We start from the raw sequence: 14,679 nt of genomic DNA on the forward strand, positions 1-14,679 counted from the left end.
CCCGGCGCCCCCCCCGCCCGGGGGCCCTGGCGGCCCGGTTGATTAACCTCCCGGCGGGGGGGGGCGGGGGGGGGGCCGCGCCCCCCCGGGGGCCGGCGTCTACCGCCCTCCCGCCGCCTTCATGTAGGACGTCCAGATCCGCGTCGGCAGCGCGGAGTCCGGGGTGTCCGGTGCGGCGCCGCCCACGCCTTCCAGCGGGAGCAGCTTCATGTCCCGCAGGTCCGCCCGGAACACGGTGACCGCCGTCGACAGCTGCCCGTCGTAGCCGACGGTCCACCCCGCGGTGCGGTCCGCGGTCGTGCCCGGCTTCGCGGCCAGGCCCGGGCCTGCTTCCGCCACCGCCGCGGCGCTCCCGTTGCGGACCGCGCCCTTGAGCGCCGCGTCCACCTCGCCCGCCACGGGCGCGGGCAACGCCTGTGCGGCGGTAGGCAGTTGCAGGGCGAGCGGGGCGCCGTTGCGGGTGATCCTGAGCACCGAGTAGGGGTCGGTGCGGCTGCCACCGGCGGCGAAGGCGGTGTACGCGTCGGCGGTCCTGATCGCGCTGGGCGTGGAGTTGCCGACCCCGAAGGCGGGCACCAGTTCGCCCATGCTGCCGGGGAGCAGGCCGAGGTCGGTGGCGGTCTTCTGCACCCGGTCGAGGCCGATGTCCATGCCGAGCTGCATCATGGGCCCGTTGACGGACTGTTCGACCGCACCGCGCAGGGTGACCGGCCCCCAGTTGCGCTTGCCGTCGTTGGCGGTCTTGGCGATCTTGCCGTCCCTCCCCCAGTACGGCCCCTCCGGGGTCATCACGTTCACGCCGTTGTCGCCGTTGTAGGGGGTGGCGGGTGTCACCGGGGTCCGGTTGCCGCCGCGTTCGCGTTGCACGCCCTGGCTGAGCCCGGCGGCGTACACCAGCGGGGTGAAGGCCGAACCGACGGGCACAGTCGAGGTGTTGGCGTTGTTGAAGCCCTGTTTCAGGTAGTTCGGTCCGCCGTAGAGCGCGACGATCCTCCCGTCGAGGGCCACCGACGCGGCGCCGACCTTCACGAGCTTGTCGACCTCGCGGTTGTCGGGGTCGAGGCCCTTGGTCGCCTCCTGGACGGCGACGGCGAGCGCCTCGACCTTCGGCTTCTCGAAGGTGGTGACGATCTGGTGGCCGCCGAGGTCCAGCTGGGCCTGGGTGATGTCGCTGTGGGTCTCCACGTAGGACCTGGCCATGTCCACCAGGTACCCGACCTGGCCGCCCAGTCCGGCCGACTTCGGCTGCGGCTTCGGTTCGGGGAACACCGTGTAGCGGGCGCGTTCGGCCGCGGACAGCTGTCCGACCTCGACCATCCGGTCCAGGATCCAGGACCACCGCTCCTCGGCCCGCTCCCGGTTCTCCTGGCTCAGCGCCGGATCGTACTGCCCGGCCCCCTTCAGCAGCGCCGCCAGGAACGCGCCCTCGCTCGGGTCGAGCTGCGAGACGTCCTTGCCGTAGTACGCGGCCGCGGCCCGTTCGATGCCGTAGCTGCCGCGGCCGAACCAGCTGGTGTTCAGGTAGCCGGCCAGGATGTCGCCCTTGGTCATCCGGTCGTCCAGTTTGATCGCGATGACGGCTTCCCGGAGCTTGCGCGAGTAGTCCTGGTGCTGGTTCAGGTAGATGTTCTTGACGTACTGCTGGGTGATGGTCGAACCGCCCTGGGTGTCGCCGCCCGAGACCATCTGCCAGACCGCGCGGCCGATGCCCTTGAGCGAGACGCCCGGATCGGAGTAGAAGGTCGCGTTCTCGGCCGCCAGGACGGCGCCCCGCACCGGCTTCGGCACCTGGTCCAGTGGCACCTCCTGCCGGTTGGTCTCGCCGACCCGGGCCATCTCGGTGCCGTCCGCCCAGAAGTAGACGTTGTTCTGCTGGGTGGCGAACGCGTTCAGGTCGTCCGGGACCTCGGTCGTCGCGAAGAACCAGGCCAGCCAACCGGTCAGCGGCACGATCACCAGTACCGCGGCGGAGAGCAGCTGCCGCCAGGACGGGAGCCAGCGGCGGATCCGGCCCCGGCCCCGGCGCGGGTAGTCGATCCGCCGCAGCGGTCGCCATCGTCGGCGTCCGGGCTTCTCCTGCTCGGCCCCGCCAGCTCGCTGTGCACGCACGGTCCGCTCTCCGATTCGCTCGTGGACCCCCCGTAGGGATAGACGTCACGGGAAGCGTGCCGGGGCCGCAGAAAATCGGTGTGATCATGGTCATATCGCGTGTGACGTCAGGTCAGCCGCCACCGGTCGACGGCCCGGCGGGAGCACACCTCCGGCGCAGCCGGCCCCGCGGACCGCCAGAATGGCGCCATGAGGTTGATCCACACCGTGATCGGTGCGCTGCTGCTCCTGCTGGTCGTCGGCAGCATCCTGCGCACCCTGGTCGTCCCGCGCGGGCTGTACTCGTCCCTGGTGAACCGGCTCTGGACGGTCCTGCGCGCCGTCCTCCGGCTCTCCGCCGCGCCGATCGGCGGCTACCGCGCGCAGGACCGGGCGCTCACCTGGCTGGCGCCGCTGGTCCTGCTGGGCATGCTCACGGTGTGGCTCAGCGGGATGCTGGTCGCTTACACGCTGCTGCTGCACGGCACGTCCCAGCTCGACTGGACGGTGGCCATCCGCGAGGCCGGGTCCAGTCTCTTCACCCTGGGCTTCGCGAGCGGGGACCGCCTGCACCTGTCCGCGATCGACTTCATGGCCGCCGCCAGCGGCCCGCTGGTGATCGCGCTGCAGATCTCCTACCTGCCGACCCTCTACGCCGCCTACCAGCGCCGCGAGACCGAGGTGACGCTGCTGCAGTCCCGGGCCGGCGAGCCCGCCTGGGGCCCCGAACTGCTGGCCCGCCAGTCCCTGGTGGACACCGAGACCGCGCTGCCCCAGCTGTACCGGGACTGGGAGCGCCTGGCCGCCGACATCGGCGAGAGCCACTCCAACTACCCGGTGCTGCTGTCCTTCCGCTCCCCCCAGCCGAACCGGAGCTGGGTGGTCGGCCTGATCTCGGTGATGGACGCCGCCGCGCTGCACCTCGCCCTGTGCCCGCGCACGTCCCCGCCCGAGGCCCGGCTGGTCCTGCGCGCCGGGTTCACCGCGATGCGCGACATCGCCCGCTCGCTGCGCGTCGACTTCGACCCCGACCCGGACCCGGACGTCCCGATCCGGCTGAGCTACGCCGAGTTCCTGGGCGCGGTCGCGATGATCACCGCGGCCGGCTTCCCGCGCGAACGCCCGGTCGAGGACGCCTGGGCGCACTTCCACGGCTGGCGCGTCAACTACGAGGCGGTGGCGTACGAACTGGCCCGCCGCAGCGATGCCGTCCCGGCGCTCTGGACCGGCCCGCGCGACTTCCGCGCGCCCGTCATCCCACCGACCCGCCCCACCGACCGCCGCCCGACGGCCTCCGGGCCGCCACTGCCGCCGGTGTGAGCGGCCCGACCGGCCGGTCTCAGACCTCCACCGGTCCGCCGCCGGCCAGCGAGCGCTCCGCCGCGGCGAGGATCTCCACCACCCGCAGCCCGAAGTCGGCCCCGCACGGGTGCGGCTCACCGGTGGCCGCCGCGGACCGCAGGGCGTCCAGCGCCCGGTGCAGGGCGGCGAGCGGGCCCTCGCCGCGCTCCGGCAGGTGCACCACACCGTGCTCGCCGCGCAGTTCCATGCCCGTCCCGCCCGCCGCGACCGGCGCGGTCAGGCTGAGCGCGAGCGTGCTGGACGCGCCGCCGGCGTGCCGCAGCACCAGGTGCACGGCGTCCAGCGGACCGGCCACCGCCGTCACCTGCGTGACGTCACCGAGCACCGGCAGCAGCACCGAGACCGCGTGCGGGCCGACGTCCCACAGCGAGCCCTTCTCCAGGCGCCAGGGCGAGGCCGCGTACGGGCTGGAGCTGCCGGGCGCGAACACCGAGCCGAGCCAGTCCGAGCGGCCGGTGTACCAGCCGCCCCGGGCCGCCTGCTCGTCGAGCCACGGGATCTGCGGGCCGCCGAAGCGCACCGTGAAGAACACCACCGAGGCGACCGCGTGCTCGCGCACCGCCTCGGCGACGGCCCGGGCGTCCGGCACGGTCAGCGCGACCGGCTTGTCCAGCAGCAGGTGGCAGCCGGCCTCGGCGGCGCGCACCGCCAGGCCCGGCTGCACCGACGGGGGCAGGGCGACCGAGACCGCGTCGACGTCGGCGAGCAGCCGGTCCAGATCGGCGTACCCGGGCACGCCGTGGGCCGCGCCCAGGGCCTCGGCCGCCTCCGGGCGGCGGCCCCAGACGCCGGCGAACTCCACTGCGGGGTGGTCCGCCAGCACGGGCGCGTGCACCCGCTCCGCCCAGGGTCCGGTGCCCAGCAGTCCGATCCGCACGATGTCTCCGTTCGTTGTGTTGCCCGGTGGTGCGTGGCGCCCGGCCCCGCACGTGCCCACGGCCCTGGTCTCAGCCCCGCACGCGGGCGAGGGTGAACCCGTCGTAGCCCTTGCTGCCGACCGTCTGCACCGAGGTCGCGGTGACCCGGGGCTCCGCCGCGATCAGCTCGTGCAGGGCACGGGTGGCGACCACCGCCGGGTCGGTGCTGTCCGCGTCGGCGACCGCGCCGCCGCGCACCACGTTGTCGACGATGATCAGCGAGCCCGGCCGGGTCAGCTGGAGCGCCCGGCGGAAGTACTCGGGGTTGCTCGGCTTGTCCGCGTCGATGAAGACCAGGTCGAAGGGCTCCCCGCCCTGCTCGACCAGCGCGGCCAGCGAGTCGGCGGCCCGGCCCAGCCGGACCTCGGCGACCTCCTCCAGCCCGGCGGCGGCCAGATTGCCCCGGGCGACCTCGGCGTGCCGGGGGTCGATCTCCAGGGTGATCAGGGTGCCGTCCGCGGGCAGCGCCCTGGCCAGCCAGATCGCGCTGTAGCCGCCGAGCGTGCCGACCTCCAGGATCCGCCGCGCGCCCTGGGTCAGTGCCAGCAGGTGCAGCAGCTTGCCCTGGTTGGGGGCCACCGCGATCCTCGGCAGCCCGGCCGCGTCGGCGGCGGCCGCCGCGCCTTCCAGCACCGGGTCGTGCCCGACCAGCTGCTCGGAGAAGTACGCGTCCACGGCGTCCCAGGTCGGCTGCAAGGTCATCGGGCCCTCCGGAGTGCAAGATCGGCAGGTACTCGGCCGATGCTACTCCGGGGGCCCGATGGCTCCGGGGGCGGTCGCTGGTGGCTCTCCGTCGCCCGGTGGGGGGTCGCGGTCGGTCCGCGGTCAGTCGGACGTCACTCCGCGACCGGGGTCTTCGCGACCGTGGCGGCGGCCGCGGCGGCCTCCTCGGCCTCGATCCTGGCGTGCGTCTTCGCGGCCCGGCGCTTCATGATCCAGGCCGACAGGCCGCCGATCACGATCGCCGCCGCCAGACCGGCCCAGGAGAAGCGGGCCAGCCACGGCTCGATGCTCTTGCCCACCTTGTAGACCAGCAGCGTCGTGCCGCCGGCCCAGACCACGCCGCCGAGCACGTTGGCGATCAGGAACTTCCAGTACGGCATCTTCAGCGCACCCGCCAGCGGACCGGCGAAGATCCGCAGCAGGGCGATGAACCGGCCGAAGAAGACCGCCCACATGCCCCACTTCTGGAACGACCGCTCGGCGGTGGCCAGGTGCGAGGGCCCGAAGTGCTTGGGGAACTTGCGTCCCAGCTTCTCGAAGAGCGGCTTGCCGCCCTTGCGCCCGATCGAGTAGCCGATCGAGTCGCCGATGATCGCACCGGCGATCGCGACGCCCGCGACGCCCCACGGGCTCACCACGCCCTTGACCGCCATCAGCGACGCCGTGACCAGGGCGATCTCGCCGGGCAAGGGGATACCCAGCGACTCGATGAGGATGATCAGACCGACCACGGCGTACACCGCGGTCGGTGGAATGCCCTCGATCCAGGCGTCGATGTGCAAGGCCAGCACCTCCGTGGCAGGTCGGGACCGGCCGCGCTCCCCGTGGAGCAGCGCGCCGGTCCCGGCAGTTGTCCGATGGCGGCACGACGCCGCTCCCCCTCAGGGCAGGGTAACGTGCCGGGCGGCCTGTCCCCCCGGCCGATCCCCGTGGATTTCGACGTGCGGCCGCATCTCATGGTTCCAGGCCGGCCGGCATTTCTTCAAGATTCGGCAAAGTGCCCCTGACCTCGGACGGAGCCCCCTCACACCCCCGTGCCCGGTGCCTCGGGCGGCGGGAACCGCCGCCGCACGGGACGCGGTCCGCCGCGAGGGGCCACACCCCGGAGCGGTACGGACGACGACGCCGACCCGCAGCCGTGACCGCTCGGTCAGCTGTGGTTGACGATGACGGAGATGCCCCAGCCGATCGCCGCGAGCACCGTCGCGAAGATCAGTCCGGCCAGGACGCGGCCGACCGGCCCGGCGGTGGGCCGGTCCCCACCCGGCTCGGTGGCCGGTCCCGGCGGGTTGAGCAGGCGCAGCCCGAGGGCGAACAGCGCGGGCAGGCCTGCGCCGGTGAGCAGGCCCACCACGACGATCCTCCACAACGCGTTCAGGTTGATCCAGGAGTTCACGAGGCCGCCTCGTCCGTGGTGGCGGGCGCCGGGATCAGCGAACCGGTCCACGCGGCGTTGACGTTCTCCGGGGTCACCGCCGGATGGCGGGAGGCGGCGAAGAAGGCGACCGAGGCCAGCACCAGCACGACGAAGATCACCACCACGCCGGCCGTCCCGCCGATCCCGTTCGCGGTCCAGTAGGCCACCGCGCCGGCCACCGCGGAGGCCGGCAGGGTGAACAGCCAGGCCGTCACCATCCGGCGGGCGATCCCCCAGCGCACCACGGCACCCTTCTTCCCGACCCCCGAGCCCAGGATCGACCCGGTGGCCACGTGCGTGGTGGAGAGCGAGTAGCCGAAGTCGGTGGAGCAGAGGATCACGGCGGCCGAGGCCGACTCGGCGGCCATCCCCTGCGGCGACTCGATCTCCACCAGCCCCTTGCCCAGGGCCCGGATGACCCGCCAGCCGCCGATGTAGGTGCCCAGGGCGATCGCCAGCGCGCAGGAGACGATCACCCAGGACGGTGCCTTCGCCCCGCTCTGCAGGTTGCCGTTGGCGATCAGGGCCAGGGTGATGACGCCCATGGTCTTCTGCGCGTCATTGGTGCCGTGGGCGAGCGAGACCATGGAGGCCGAGCCGATCTGGCCGAGCCGGAAGCCGTGCCCGCGCGGGCGTTCGGCCACGTCACGGGTGATCCGGTAGACCAGGACCGTACCGGCCACGGCCACGGCGCCGGCGATGAACGGCGACAGTGCCGCGGGCACGATCACCTTGGAGACCAGGCCCTGCCACTTGACGGCCGAGGCGCCCGCCGCCGCGGCCGTGGCGCCGATCACCCCGCCGATCAGTGCGTGCGAGGAACTGGACGGGATCCCGAGGAACCACGTGGTCAGGTTCCACAGGATGCTGCCGGTCAGGCCGGCGCAGACCACGGTCAGGGTCACGTCCTGGCTGTCGACCAGGCCGTTGGCGATGGTTGCCGCCACGGCGGTCGACAGGAACGCTCCGGCCAGGTTCAGCAGCGCCGAGACCGCCACCGCGACGCGCGGCGGGAGGGCTCCGGTGACGATCGAGGTCGCCATCGCGTTGCCGGTGTCGTGGAAGCCGTTGGTGAAGTCGAAGCCCAGCGCCGTGACGACCATCAACGCCAGGACCGCGTTGTTGCCGGTCACGGACCCGAACCTAGCCCGGAGCGGGACGGGCCCGGTCCGGCGACACCCCGGCGCGCCGGGCCACGGGGCGCCGCCATCCCGTCGGACCAACGGGGTCGCACGGTGGTGCCGCTTCGGCCGGGCGGCAGCCCGACGGCTATGACCGCTCGGGCTGCTCGGGCCGCTCGGGCCGCTCGGGCTGTTCGGGCCGCCCTGGCTGTTCGGGCCGCTCGGCGAACTCCAGGACGGTGATCGAGGGACGGCGGGTCGCCAGCGGCGGGATCCTCGTCGCCAGCGGCAGCAGGGCACCGACCAGCCCGCGTCCGCCGGTCGGCCGGACGTCCCGCACCGCGGCCACCGCCGGACTCGCCGTGCCCAGTTTGCCCCGCTCACCCGCGTCCATCGCCCACGGCATCGGGGGCACCTGGTAGCCGCGGATGCGCATCCTGCCGCTGAGGGTGAGCCGGCTGAACCACCGCGGCACGGCGTCCAGCACCATCGAGCCGCCCGGGAACAGTTCGGCGCAGCCCGCGATCAGGGCCTTCACCCGAGCCGGCGGGAGGTACATCAGGAGGCCCTGCGTGGTGATCAGTACCCGACGGCTGCGGTCCACCTCGGCGGCCCACCCGAGCCCGGTCGCGTCGGCGGCCAGGTACCGCTGCCGCGGCCCCGGCGGGAGCAGTTCCTCCCGCAGTGCCACCGACTCGGGCAGGTCCACGGTGAGCCACCGGGCCCGCCCGTTGTCGACCCGCCAGTACTGCGTCTCCAGGCCCTCCCCCAGGCAGACGACGGTGCCGCGCGGCTCCCGCACCAGGAAGTCCGCCACCTCGCGGTCGAAGCAGGCCACCCTCAGCGCCTGGAACTGCGCCTGGGCGCCGCTGGTGCCGAACCGCTCGGCGAACGGGTAGTCGATCCGGTCGACCAGGCCGACGGCCTCGGGATCGTGCAGCACCGCGTCCGGCCGGCGGGCCTCGGCGGCACGCTGGTACAGCGTCCACAGCGCCGTCTCCGGCACCGCCGCCAGCTCGGGCCGCTTCGCCGCCCCGGGTCGTTCCACCGGCTCGGGCCGCTCCGCGCCGCCAGTCATCGCTCGCTCCTTCGACGTGCCCCGCGCGCGCAGCGCGCTCGGTCGTGAACCCGCCGATTCTGACACCCGCCGGACGGACGTGCCCGGCCCGACGCGCGGGCCTGCGGGCCCGGTCAGCCGACGCTGAACGCGCCGTCCGGCGGGGGCGGGGAGTCGGTGGCGTCCGCGTCCGTGACCGGCGCGGTGCGGCCGGCCAGGGCCGCCAGGTCGTCGCCCGCCACCAGCCGGGCCGGGAAGACGTCGCCCGCGAACAGCCGGGCCAGCTCCGCCTCCGGCAGCGGCGCCGACGAACCGGCCAGCAGCACGTTGCCGTACCGCCGTCCGCGCAGCACCGACGCCTCCGCCACCAGGCAGACGTACGGGAACACCGCCCGCACCGTCGCCGCCTGCGCCCGGGCGAACGCCAGCGGCGGGCCGTCCGCCAGGTTGGCCGCGTAGCAGCCGCCCTCGCGCAGCACGGCCGCGGCGAGGCGGACGAACTCCACCGAGGTCAGGTGCGCCGGGGTGCGCGAGCCGTGGAAGACGTCCGCGACCACCAGGTCCTGCGAGCCCGCCGGGACGTCGGCGAGGGCGGCCCGGGCGTCGCCGACGGTCGCCGAGACGTCCGCGCCGGGCGTGCCACGCCAGGGCAGGTGCTCCTCCACCAGTTCCAGCAGCGGCCCGTCCACCTCGACCACCCGCTGCCGCGAGCCGGGCCGGGTCGCGGCCAGGTAGCGGGGCAGGGTGAGCGCGCCGCCGCCCAGGTGCAGCACGTCCAGCGGGCGGCCGGCCGGGGCGAGTGCGTCGGCGAGGTGTCCGAGGCGCCGGGTGTACTCGAACTCCAGGTGCGTCGGGTCGGCCAGGTCGACGTACGACTGCGGGGTCCCGTCCAGGGTGAGCAGCCAGGCGCCGTTCCGGTCGATGTCCGGCATGAGTTTGGCGAAGCCGAGGTCGGTCCGCCGACCGACCGGCACCGGCTCGTCGTGCTCGGAGGTCACGCGCGGTCCCCGACCGGCCGCACGTCCAGGTAGGCCTCCAGCCAGTGGTCCAGCTCGGCGAAGACCTGGGTGCGGGCCTTCTCACCGGACAGCACCAGGTCGTGCATGCCGCCCTCGATCCGCACGATCGTGACGTGCCGGCCGAGCCTCGGCCCCTGCGCGGCGATGTCGTCGGCGCGCAGCACCGCATCCGCGTGGTGCAGGGCGTTGTGCCACGTGGTGGTGGCGATGGACCTGGTGGACGCCATCAGCAGCACCGGCACGTCGATCCCGAGCCCCTGCCGCAGCCGCCGGTGCCCCTGGTGGATCGCCGACAGCCAGCCCGCGAACAGCGGGAAGCCCTCGGCGGGCTTCAGGGTCAGGTCGAAGTCCCACTCGCCCCGGTGGTCCTTGTGCAGGCTGTGCGTGTAGTGCGGGTTCAGCGTCGACGGCAGCACCCGGGTCGGTGCCAGCCGCCCGATCGCCGTCACGGCCGGCCCGCCCAGGGTCCGGACGGCCTGCGAGGTCGGCATCGACAGGAACGGCGAGTTGAGGAACAGCCCGTCCACCAGGCCGCGCCCGGCGCCCCGCCCCGCCCACAGCGCGGCCACCAGCCCGCCGGTCGAGTGCCCGTTCAGCAGCAGCTGCCGGTGCCCGTCCGCCTCGCGGATGATCCGCACCGCCTCGTCGATCTCCTCGTCGTACTCAGAGAGGCTCTGCACGAAGTTCGGCGACTGGTGCGGGCGCAGCGAGCGGCCGTACTTGCGCAGGTCGAGCGCGTAGAACGAGAAGCCGAGCGCGGCGTAGTGCTCGGCCAGGTTGGTCTGGAAGAAGTAGTCGTTGTACCCGTGGATGTAGAGGACGGCCCGCTCCGCCCCGGGGACCAGCCGCCGTACGAGAGTCGCGCACACCTCGCCCTCGGCGTCGGGGCGGAGGTCCAGCTCCGCCGCCTCGTAGGGGGCACCCAGGATGTCTTCCCGAAACTCCATCGCCGCCGCACCGATCCTCTGCTCCGCCTGCCGGTCCGGCAGGTGACCACCTGTTCCGGCCATGACGATACCGGCCGGTAGGTGCGCGGCGCTCGGCGGTGGTCGGGTCGGGCCCGGCCGGCCGACCGGAGCGGGCCGTGGAGGGCCCCGCCGCGCACGCCGTCGTGCACCGGCGCGGAGTACGCTCCGCGCCTCCCCGCCCCTCCTCGTACGCCTGCTGTGCGCCGGTGGTGATGTGGAACGCTTCCCGCACGGACAAGGCGAGTTGGGGAGTTTGCATGCAGCAGGAGCACAGTGATCCGTCGCTCTACCGGTCGGCGTCCGAGGCGATGGCCGCGCCGCCGGAGAAGCTCGCGTACGTGGCCGGGTTCGACCGGTCGGCCCGGCGGCCGGACGCTCTGCTCACGGTGGACACCGACCCGGCCTCGGCCAGCTACGGGACGGTCCTGAACTTCGCCGAACTCCCGACCCTCGGCGACGAGTTGCACCACTTCGGCTGGAACGCCTGCTCCAGCGCCCTGGCGCACGCCTGCCACGAGAACCCGGAGCGGCGCTTCCTGCTGCTCCCCGGCCTGCGCTCCTCCCGGCTGCACGTGATGGACACCCGGCCGGACCCGGTGCGCCCGCGCCTGGTGAAGACCGTCGAGGCCGCCGAGCTCGCCGCCAAGGCCGGCTACTCGCGCCCGCACACCCTGCACTGCGGCCCGGACGGCGTCTTCCTCTCCTGCCTGGGGACCGGTGCGGGGGCCGACGGGCCGGGCGGGGTGGCGATCCTCGACCACACCACCTTCGACGTGCTGCGCGCCTGGGAGACCGAGCGCGGACCGCAGAACTTCGCGTACGACGTCTGGTGGCACCTCGGCACCAACGTGGGCGTCACCAGCGAGTGGGGCACCCCGTGGATGGTCGAGGACGGGCTGGTGCCGGAGCTGCTGCTGGGCCGCAAGTACGGGCACGCGCTGCACTTCTGGGAGCTGGACTCCGGGCGGCACCTGCAGCGGATCGACCTCGGCGACCAGTACCAGATGGTGCTGGAGCTGCGCCCGGCGCACGACCCGCAGGCGGAGTGGGGGTTCGCCGGGGTGGTGGCGAACGTCGAGGACCTGTCCTCCTCGGTCTGGCTCTGGTACCGGGACGGCCCCGCGTTCACCGCGCGCAAGGTGATCGAGATCCCCGCCGAGCCGGCCAAGGCCGAGGACCTGCCGCCGGCGCTGCAGCCGTTCGGTGCGGTGCCGCCGCTGGTCACCGACATCAACCTGTCGGTGGACGACCGCTGGCTGTACGTGTCGGCCTGGGGGACGGGCGAGTTGTTCCAGTACGACGTCTCGGACCCGTTCCACCCCCGCCTGGCCTCGTCGGTGCGCCTCGGCGGGGTCGCCGCCCGCACCCCGCACCCGGCCGAGCCGGGCCGGCCGCTGAGCGGGGCGCCACAGATGGTGGAGATCAGCCGGGACGGCCGGCGGCTGTACCTGACCAACTCCCTCTACGGCTCCTGGGACGACCAGGTCTACCCGGACGGCATCGAGCCCTGGATCGTCAAGCTGGACGCCGACCCGGAGGCGGGCGGGCTGAGCATCGACGAGCGCTTCTTCCCGCACGGCGCGGACTTCCGGGGGCTGCGCGTGCACCAGACCCACCTCGCGGGCGGTGACGCCTCCTCGGACTCCTACTGCTTCCGCTGACTCCCTTCCCGCAGGCCGATTCGGGCTACCGCTGCAGCGCCTGGTCGTACCGGACCTGCCCGAGCGGGAGTCCGGCGGAGACGAGCCGGCCGCGGACGGAGGCGACCATGCCGACCGGGCCGCTGACGCAGGCCAGGTGGTCGCGCCAGTCCCCGGCCGCCGCGACGGCGTCGGCGAGGCGGCCGGCGGTGACCGGCGTGAGGGTCAACCACGGCTTGTGCAGACCGAGTTCGGCGATTGCCCGCCAGTCGTAGAGGTCGCCGCGGTCCCGGGCACCGACGAAGAGGTGGACCCGTCGGCCGGCCGGGCGGTGGGCGGCCTGCTGTTCGACGATCGCCTTCATCGGGGCGAGCCCGGTGCCGCCCGCGACCAGCAGCAGGTCGCGGGCGTCGCCGTCGGGCAGCAGGCTGCCGCGCGGCGGGCCGAGGCGCAGCCGGTCGCCGACGGCGGTGTGTTCGACCAGGGCGGCGCTGACCCCGTCGGGGCCGGTGCGGCGGACGTGGAACTCCAGCTCGTTGTCGGCGCGCGGGGCGCAGCCCATCGAGTACTGCCGCCAGGTGTGCGGCAGCGCCGGGTGCTCGACGGTGCCGTACTGTCCGGCCCGGTACGGGTACGGTTCGCCGGTGCGCACCCGCAGCACGGCGAGGTCGGGTCGGCGGCGCTCGTGGCCGGTCACCACCGCGTGCCAGTACGGGGGTTCGGTGAGCGCGGAGTCGGCGCCGGCGACCATCGCACCGACGGCGAAGCGGATCATCCGCACCCAGGCGGCTTCCAGCTCCTCGGTCCAGTGCTCGCCGGCCCGGTACCGGATGGCCTCGCACAGGGCTTCCTCGAAGGCCTCGTAGTGGACCGGTCGGACACCCAGTTTCCGGTGGTCACGGCCGAGTTGGCGGAGCATCCGGCCCAGTTCGGCGGGGTGGTGGAGGTGGTCGACGAGGTGGCGGAAGATCCGTTCCAGATGGGCCCGCTGGAACTCCATCGAGGCGGGGAAGAGCGGGCGCAGGTACGGGCGGTGGCGGAACATGACCGCGTAGAGGTGGTCGATCAGCTCGGAGAGCGGGGCGATCCGGTCGAGGTCGCGCCGGATCAGGTGCTGGTCGGCTGCGCCGTCGTAGCCGCCGTACCCGGGGTCGTCGCCGTCGGCGCCGTACCCGGGGTCGCCGCCCGGGGAGGAGGACGGGACGAGGAGTCGGCGTCGTAGGCGCATCGCGTGGTGGCGGGCGATCAGCCGGTCGTACTCGGCGGTGGCGGTGCCGGTGGCAAGGTGCGTGCTGCTGCTGTTGTCCATGTCATGCCCAGTCAACTGCGCTGTCGCCGAACGCGAGAAGGGTCGATCGCCCCGAACGGACCCGGGACCATCGACCCCTTGCCAAGCGGGACCGCTACCGGGACCGCTACCGGGACTGTTCGGCGGACGGACCGGCAGGCGCACCGGCGGACGAACCGGCACTCGGTCCGGCCGTCCGCTCGGACGGGCCCGCCTGGAACTCGGTTGCCGCCCAACTCGCCAGCAGTCGCAGCGATTCGGCCGAGCCGGAGCCCGGTTCGGCGTGGTAGGCGACGAGCACCTGGTCGGGTTCCCCGGCCGGGCGCAGGGTCTCGTACTGCAGGCTCAGCCCGCCGACCACGGCGTGGTGCAGCTGCTTGGTGCCGTGGCCCTTGTCCTGGATGTTGTGGGTGGCCCACAGACGCCTGAAGTCCTCACTCTTGACGGAGAGTTCACCGATCAGCGAGGCGAGGTGGGGGTCGTCCGGGTCGCGTCCGGCGTCCAGCCGCAGGATGCCGACGACGTCGCTGGCCTTGCCCTCCCAGTCCTGGTAGAGCTCGCGCGCGGCCGGGTCGAGGAAGACGTGCCAGGCCATGTTGCGCTGCTCGGGCGGCATCGTGGCGAAGTCGCCCAGCAGGGCGGTGCCGAGCCGGTTCCAGGCGATGATGTCCAGGCGCCGGCCGAGCACGTACGCGGGCACGCCCTCCATGGCGTCCAGCAGCTGCTGCAGCGCGGGCCGGACCCGCTGGATCCGGGCGGCGGCCCGGCCGGAGCGGCGGCGGGGCGGCTTGGTGAGCCGGCCGAGGTGCTCGCGCTCGGCGGAGCCGAGCCGCAGGACGCGGGCGATGGCGTCCAGCACGGCGGCGGAGACGTTCTCGCCGTGGCCCTGTTCCAGCCGGGTGTAGTAGGCGGTGCTGACTCCGGCGAGCTGGGCCAGCTCCTCGCGGCGCAGCCCGGGCACCCGGCGCCGGGTCGTGGTGTCCCGCAGGCCCACGTCCTCGGGCCGCAGGCGGGCGCGGCGGGATCGGAGGAACTCGCTGAGTTCGGTGCGCTGGTCCATGTCTGCAGTATGCGGGCGC

At 73.7% G+C, this 14,679-nt stretch carries 13 protein-coding genes; 2 read left to right on the plus strand and 11 right to left on the minus strand.

Features of this window, described 5'->3' with window-relative positions:
* Positions 1 to 99: 99 nt before the first annotated feature.
* On the minus strand, positions 100 to 2,109 hold the full coding sequence (locus ACFV0O_RS22250; protein WP_380344407.1) for a transglycosylase domain-containing protein: 2,010 nt from the start codon (positions 2,107 to 2,109) through the stop codon (positions 100 to 102).
* Between the two features lie 189 nt (positions 2,110 to 2,298).
* Between ACFV0O_RS22250 and ACFV0O_RS22255 the strand changes: the two genes are divergently transcribed.
* Positions 2,299 to 3,408, plus strand: coding sequence for a hypothetical protein (locus ACFV0O_RS22255; RefSeq protein ID WP_380344410.1), 1,110 nt, complete (start codon positions 2,299 to 2,301; stop codon positions 3,406 to 3,408).
* A gap of 19 nt (positions 3,409 to 3,427) precedes the next feature.
* Here ACFV0O_RS22255 and ACFV0O_RS22260 read toward each other — a convergent pair whose 3' ends face one another.
* From ACFV0O_RS22260 to ACFV0O_RS22295, 8 genes are all read right to left on the minus strand, one after another.
* A complete protein-coding gene (locus ACFV0O_RS22260) occupies positions 3,428 to 4,327 on the minus strand; it encodes a Gfo/Idh/MocA family protein (RefSeq protein WP_380344413.1) in 900 nt (299 codons plus the stop codon).
* Positions 4,328 to 4,397: 70 nt separating this feature from the next.
* Positions 4,398 to 5,069 carry an O-methyltransferase gene (locus ACFV0O_RS22265; RefSeq protein ID WP_380344416.1) on the minus strand — a complete coding sequence of 224 codons (672 nt, stop codon included), beginning with the start codon at positions 5,067 to 5,069 and terminating at the stop codon, positions 4,398 to 4,400.
* A 134-nt stretch (positions 5,070 to 5,203) separates the two neighbouring features.
* Complete coding sequence (locus ACFV0O_RS22270; RefSeq protein ID WP_380344419.1) at positions 5,204 to 5,872, minus strand: DedA family protein; 669 nt, start codon at positions 5,870 to 5,872, stop codon at positions 5,204 to 5,206.
* A gap of 368 nt (positions 5,873 to 6,240) precedes the next feature.
* The gene (locus ACFV0O_RS22275) at positions 6,241 to 6,486 is read right to left on the minus strand and encodes a hypothetical protein (RefSeq protein WP_380344422.1); all 246 of its coding nucleotides are present in this window, start codon (positions 6,484 to 6,486) and stop codon (positions 6,241 to 6,243) included.
* Complete coding sequence (locus ACFV0O_RS22280; protein ID WP_380344425.1) at positions 6,483 to 7,640, minus strand: anion permease; 1,158 nt, start codon at positions 7,638 to 7,640, stop codon at positions 6,483 to 6,485. The genes ACFV0O_RS22275 and ACFV0O_RS22280 overlap by 4 nt, the downstream gene beginning before the upstream one ends.
* 136 nt (positions 7,641 to 7,776) lie before the next feature.
* Entirely contained in the window at positions 7,777 to 8,706 is a 930-nt protein-coding gene (locus ACFV0O_RS22285; protein ID WP_380344429.1) for a class I SAM-dependent methyltransferase, read from the minus strand.
* 113 nt (positions 8,707 to 8,819) lie between these two features.
* Complete coding sequence (locus tag ACFV0O_RS22290; protein WP_380344494.1) at positions 8,820 to 9,617, minus strand: spermidine synthase; 798 nt, start codon at positions 9,615 to 9,617, stop codon at positions 8,820 to 8,822.
* A 62-nt stretch (positions 9,618 to 9,679) separates the two neighbouring features.
* A complete protein-coding gene (locus ACFV0O_RS22295; protein WP_380344431.1) occupies positions 9,680 to 10,651 on the minus strand; it encodes an alpha/beta hydrolase in 972 nt (323 codons plus the stop codon).
* A gap of 278 nt (positions 10,652 to 10,929) precedes the next feature.
* Between ACFV0O_RS22295 and ACFV0O_RS22300 the strand changes: the two genes are divergently transcribed.
* Positions 10,930 to 12,333, plus strand: coding sequence for a selenium-binding protein SBP56-related protein (locus ACFV0O_RS22300; protein ID WP_380344434.1), 1,404 nt, complete (start codon positions 10,930 to 10,932; stop codon positions 12,331 to 12,333).
* Positions 12,334 to 12,358: 25 nt separating this feature from the next.
* On the opposite strand, the gene ACFV0O_RS22305 is transcribed toward ACFV0O_RS22300, so the two are convergent.
* Positions 12,359 to 13,621, minus strand: coding sequence for a globin domain-containing protein (locus ACFV0O_RS22305; protein ID WP_380344437.1), 1,263 nt, complete (start codon positions 13,619 to 13,621; stop codon positions 12,359 to 12,361).
* Between the two features lie 106 nt (positions 13,622 to 13,727).
* Complete coding sequence (locus ACFV0O_RS22310) at positions 13,728 to 14,660, minus strand: helix-turn-helix domain-containing protein (protein WP_380344440.1); 933 nt, start codon at positions 14,658 to 14,660, stop codon at positions 13,728 to 13,730.
* Between the last annotated feature and the right edge of the window lie 19 nt (positions 14,661 to 14,679).

Origin of the sequence: Kitasatospora sp. NPDC059577, from assembly GCF_042735475.1 — a bacterium.
Taxonomy (GTDB): Bacteria; Actinomycetota; Actinomycetes; order Streptomycetales; family Streptomycetaceae; genus Kitasatospora.

Coding starts and splice junctions, on each gene's coding strand:
- ACFV0O_RS22255 (WP_380344410.1), top strand. CDS start 2,299: ATGAGGTTGATCCACACCGTGATCGGTGCGCTGCTGCTCCTGCTGGTC.
- ACFV0O_RS22265 (WP_380344416.1), bottom strand. CDS start 5,069: ATGACCTTGCAGCCGACCTGGGACGCCGTGGACGCGTACTTCTCCGAG.
- ACFV0O_RS22285 (WP_380344429.1), bottom strand. CDS start 8,706: ATGACTGGCGGCGCGGAGCGGCCCGAGCCGGTGGAACGACCCGGGGCG.
- ACFV0O_RS22290 (WP_380344494.1), bottom strand. CDS start 9,617: ATGCCGGACATCGACCGGAACGGCGCCTGGCTGCTCACCCTGGACGGG.
- ACFV0O_RS22295 (WP_380344431.1), bottom strand. CDS start 10,651: ATGGAGTTTCGGGAAGACATCCTGGGTGCCCCCTACGAGGCGGCGGAG.
- ACFV0O_RS22300 (WP_380344434.1), top strand. CDS start 10,930: ATGCAGCAGGAGCACAGTGATCCGTCGCTCTACCGGTCGGCGTCCGAG.
- ACFV0O_RS22305 (WP_380344437.1), bottom strand. CDS start 13,621: ATGGACAACAGCAGCAGCACGCACCTTGCCACCGGCACCGCCACCGCC.
- ACFV0O_RS22310 (WP_380344440.1), bottom strand. CDS start 14,660: ATGGACCAGCGCACCGAACTCAGCGAGTTCCTCCGATCCCGCCGCGCC.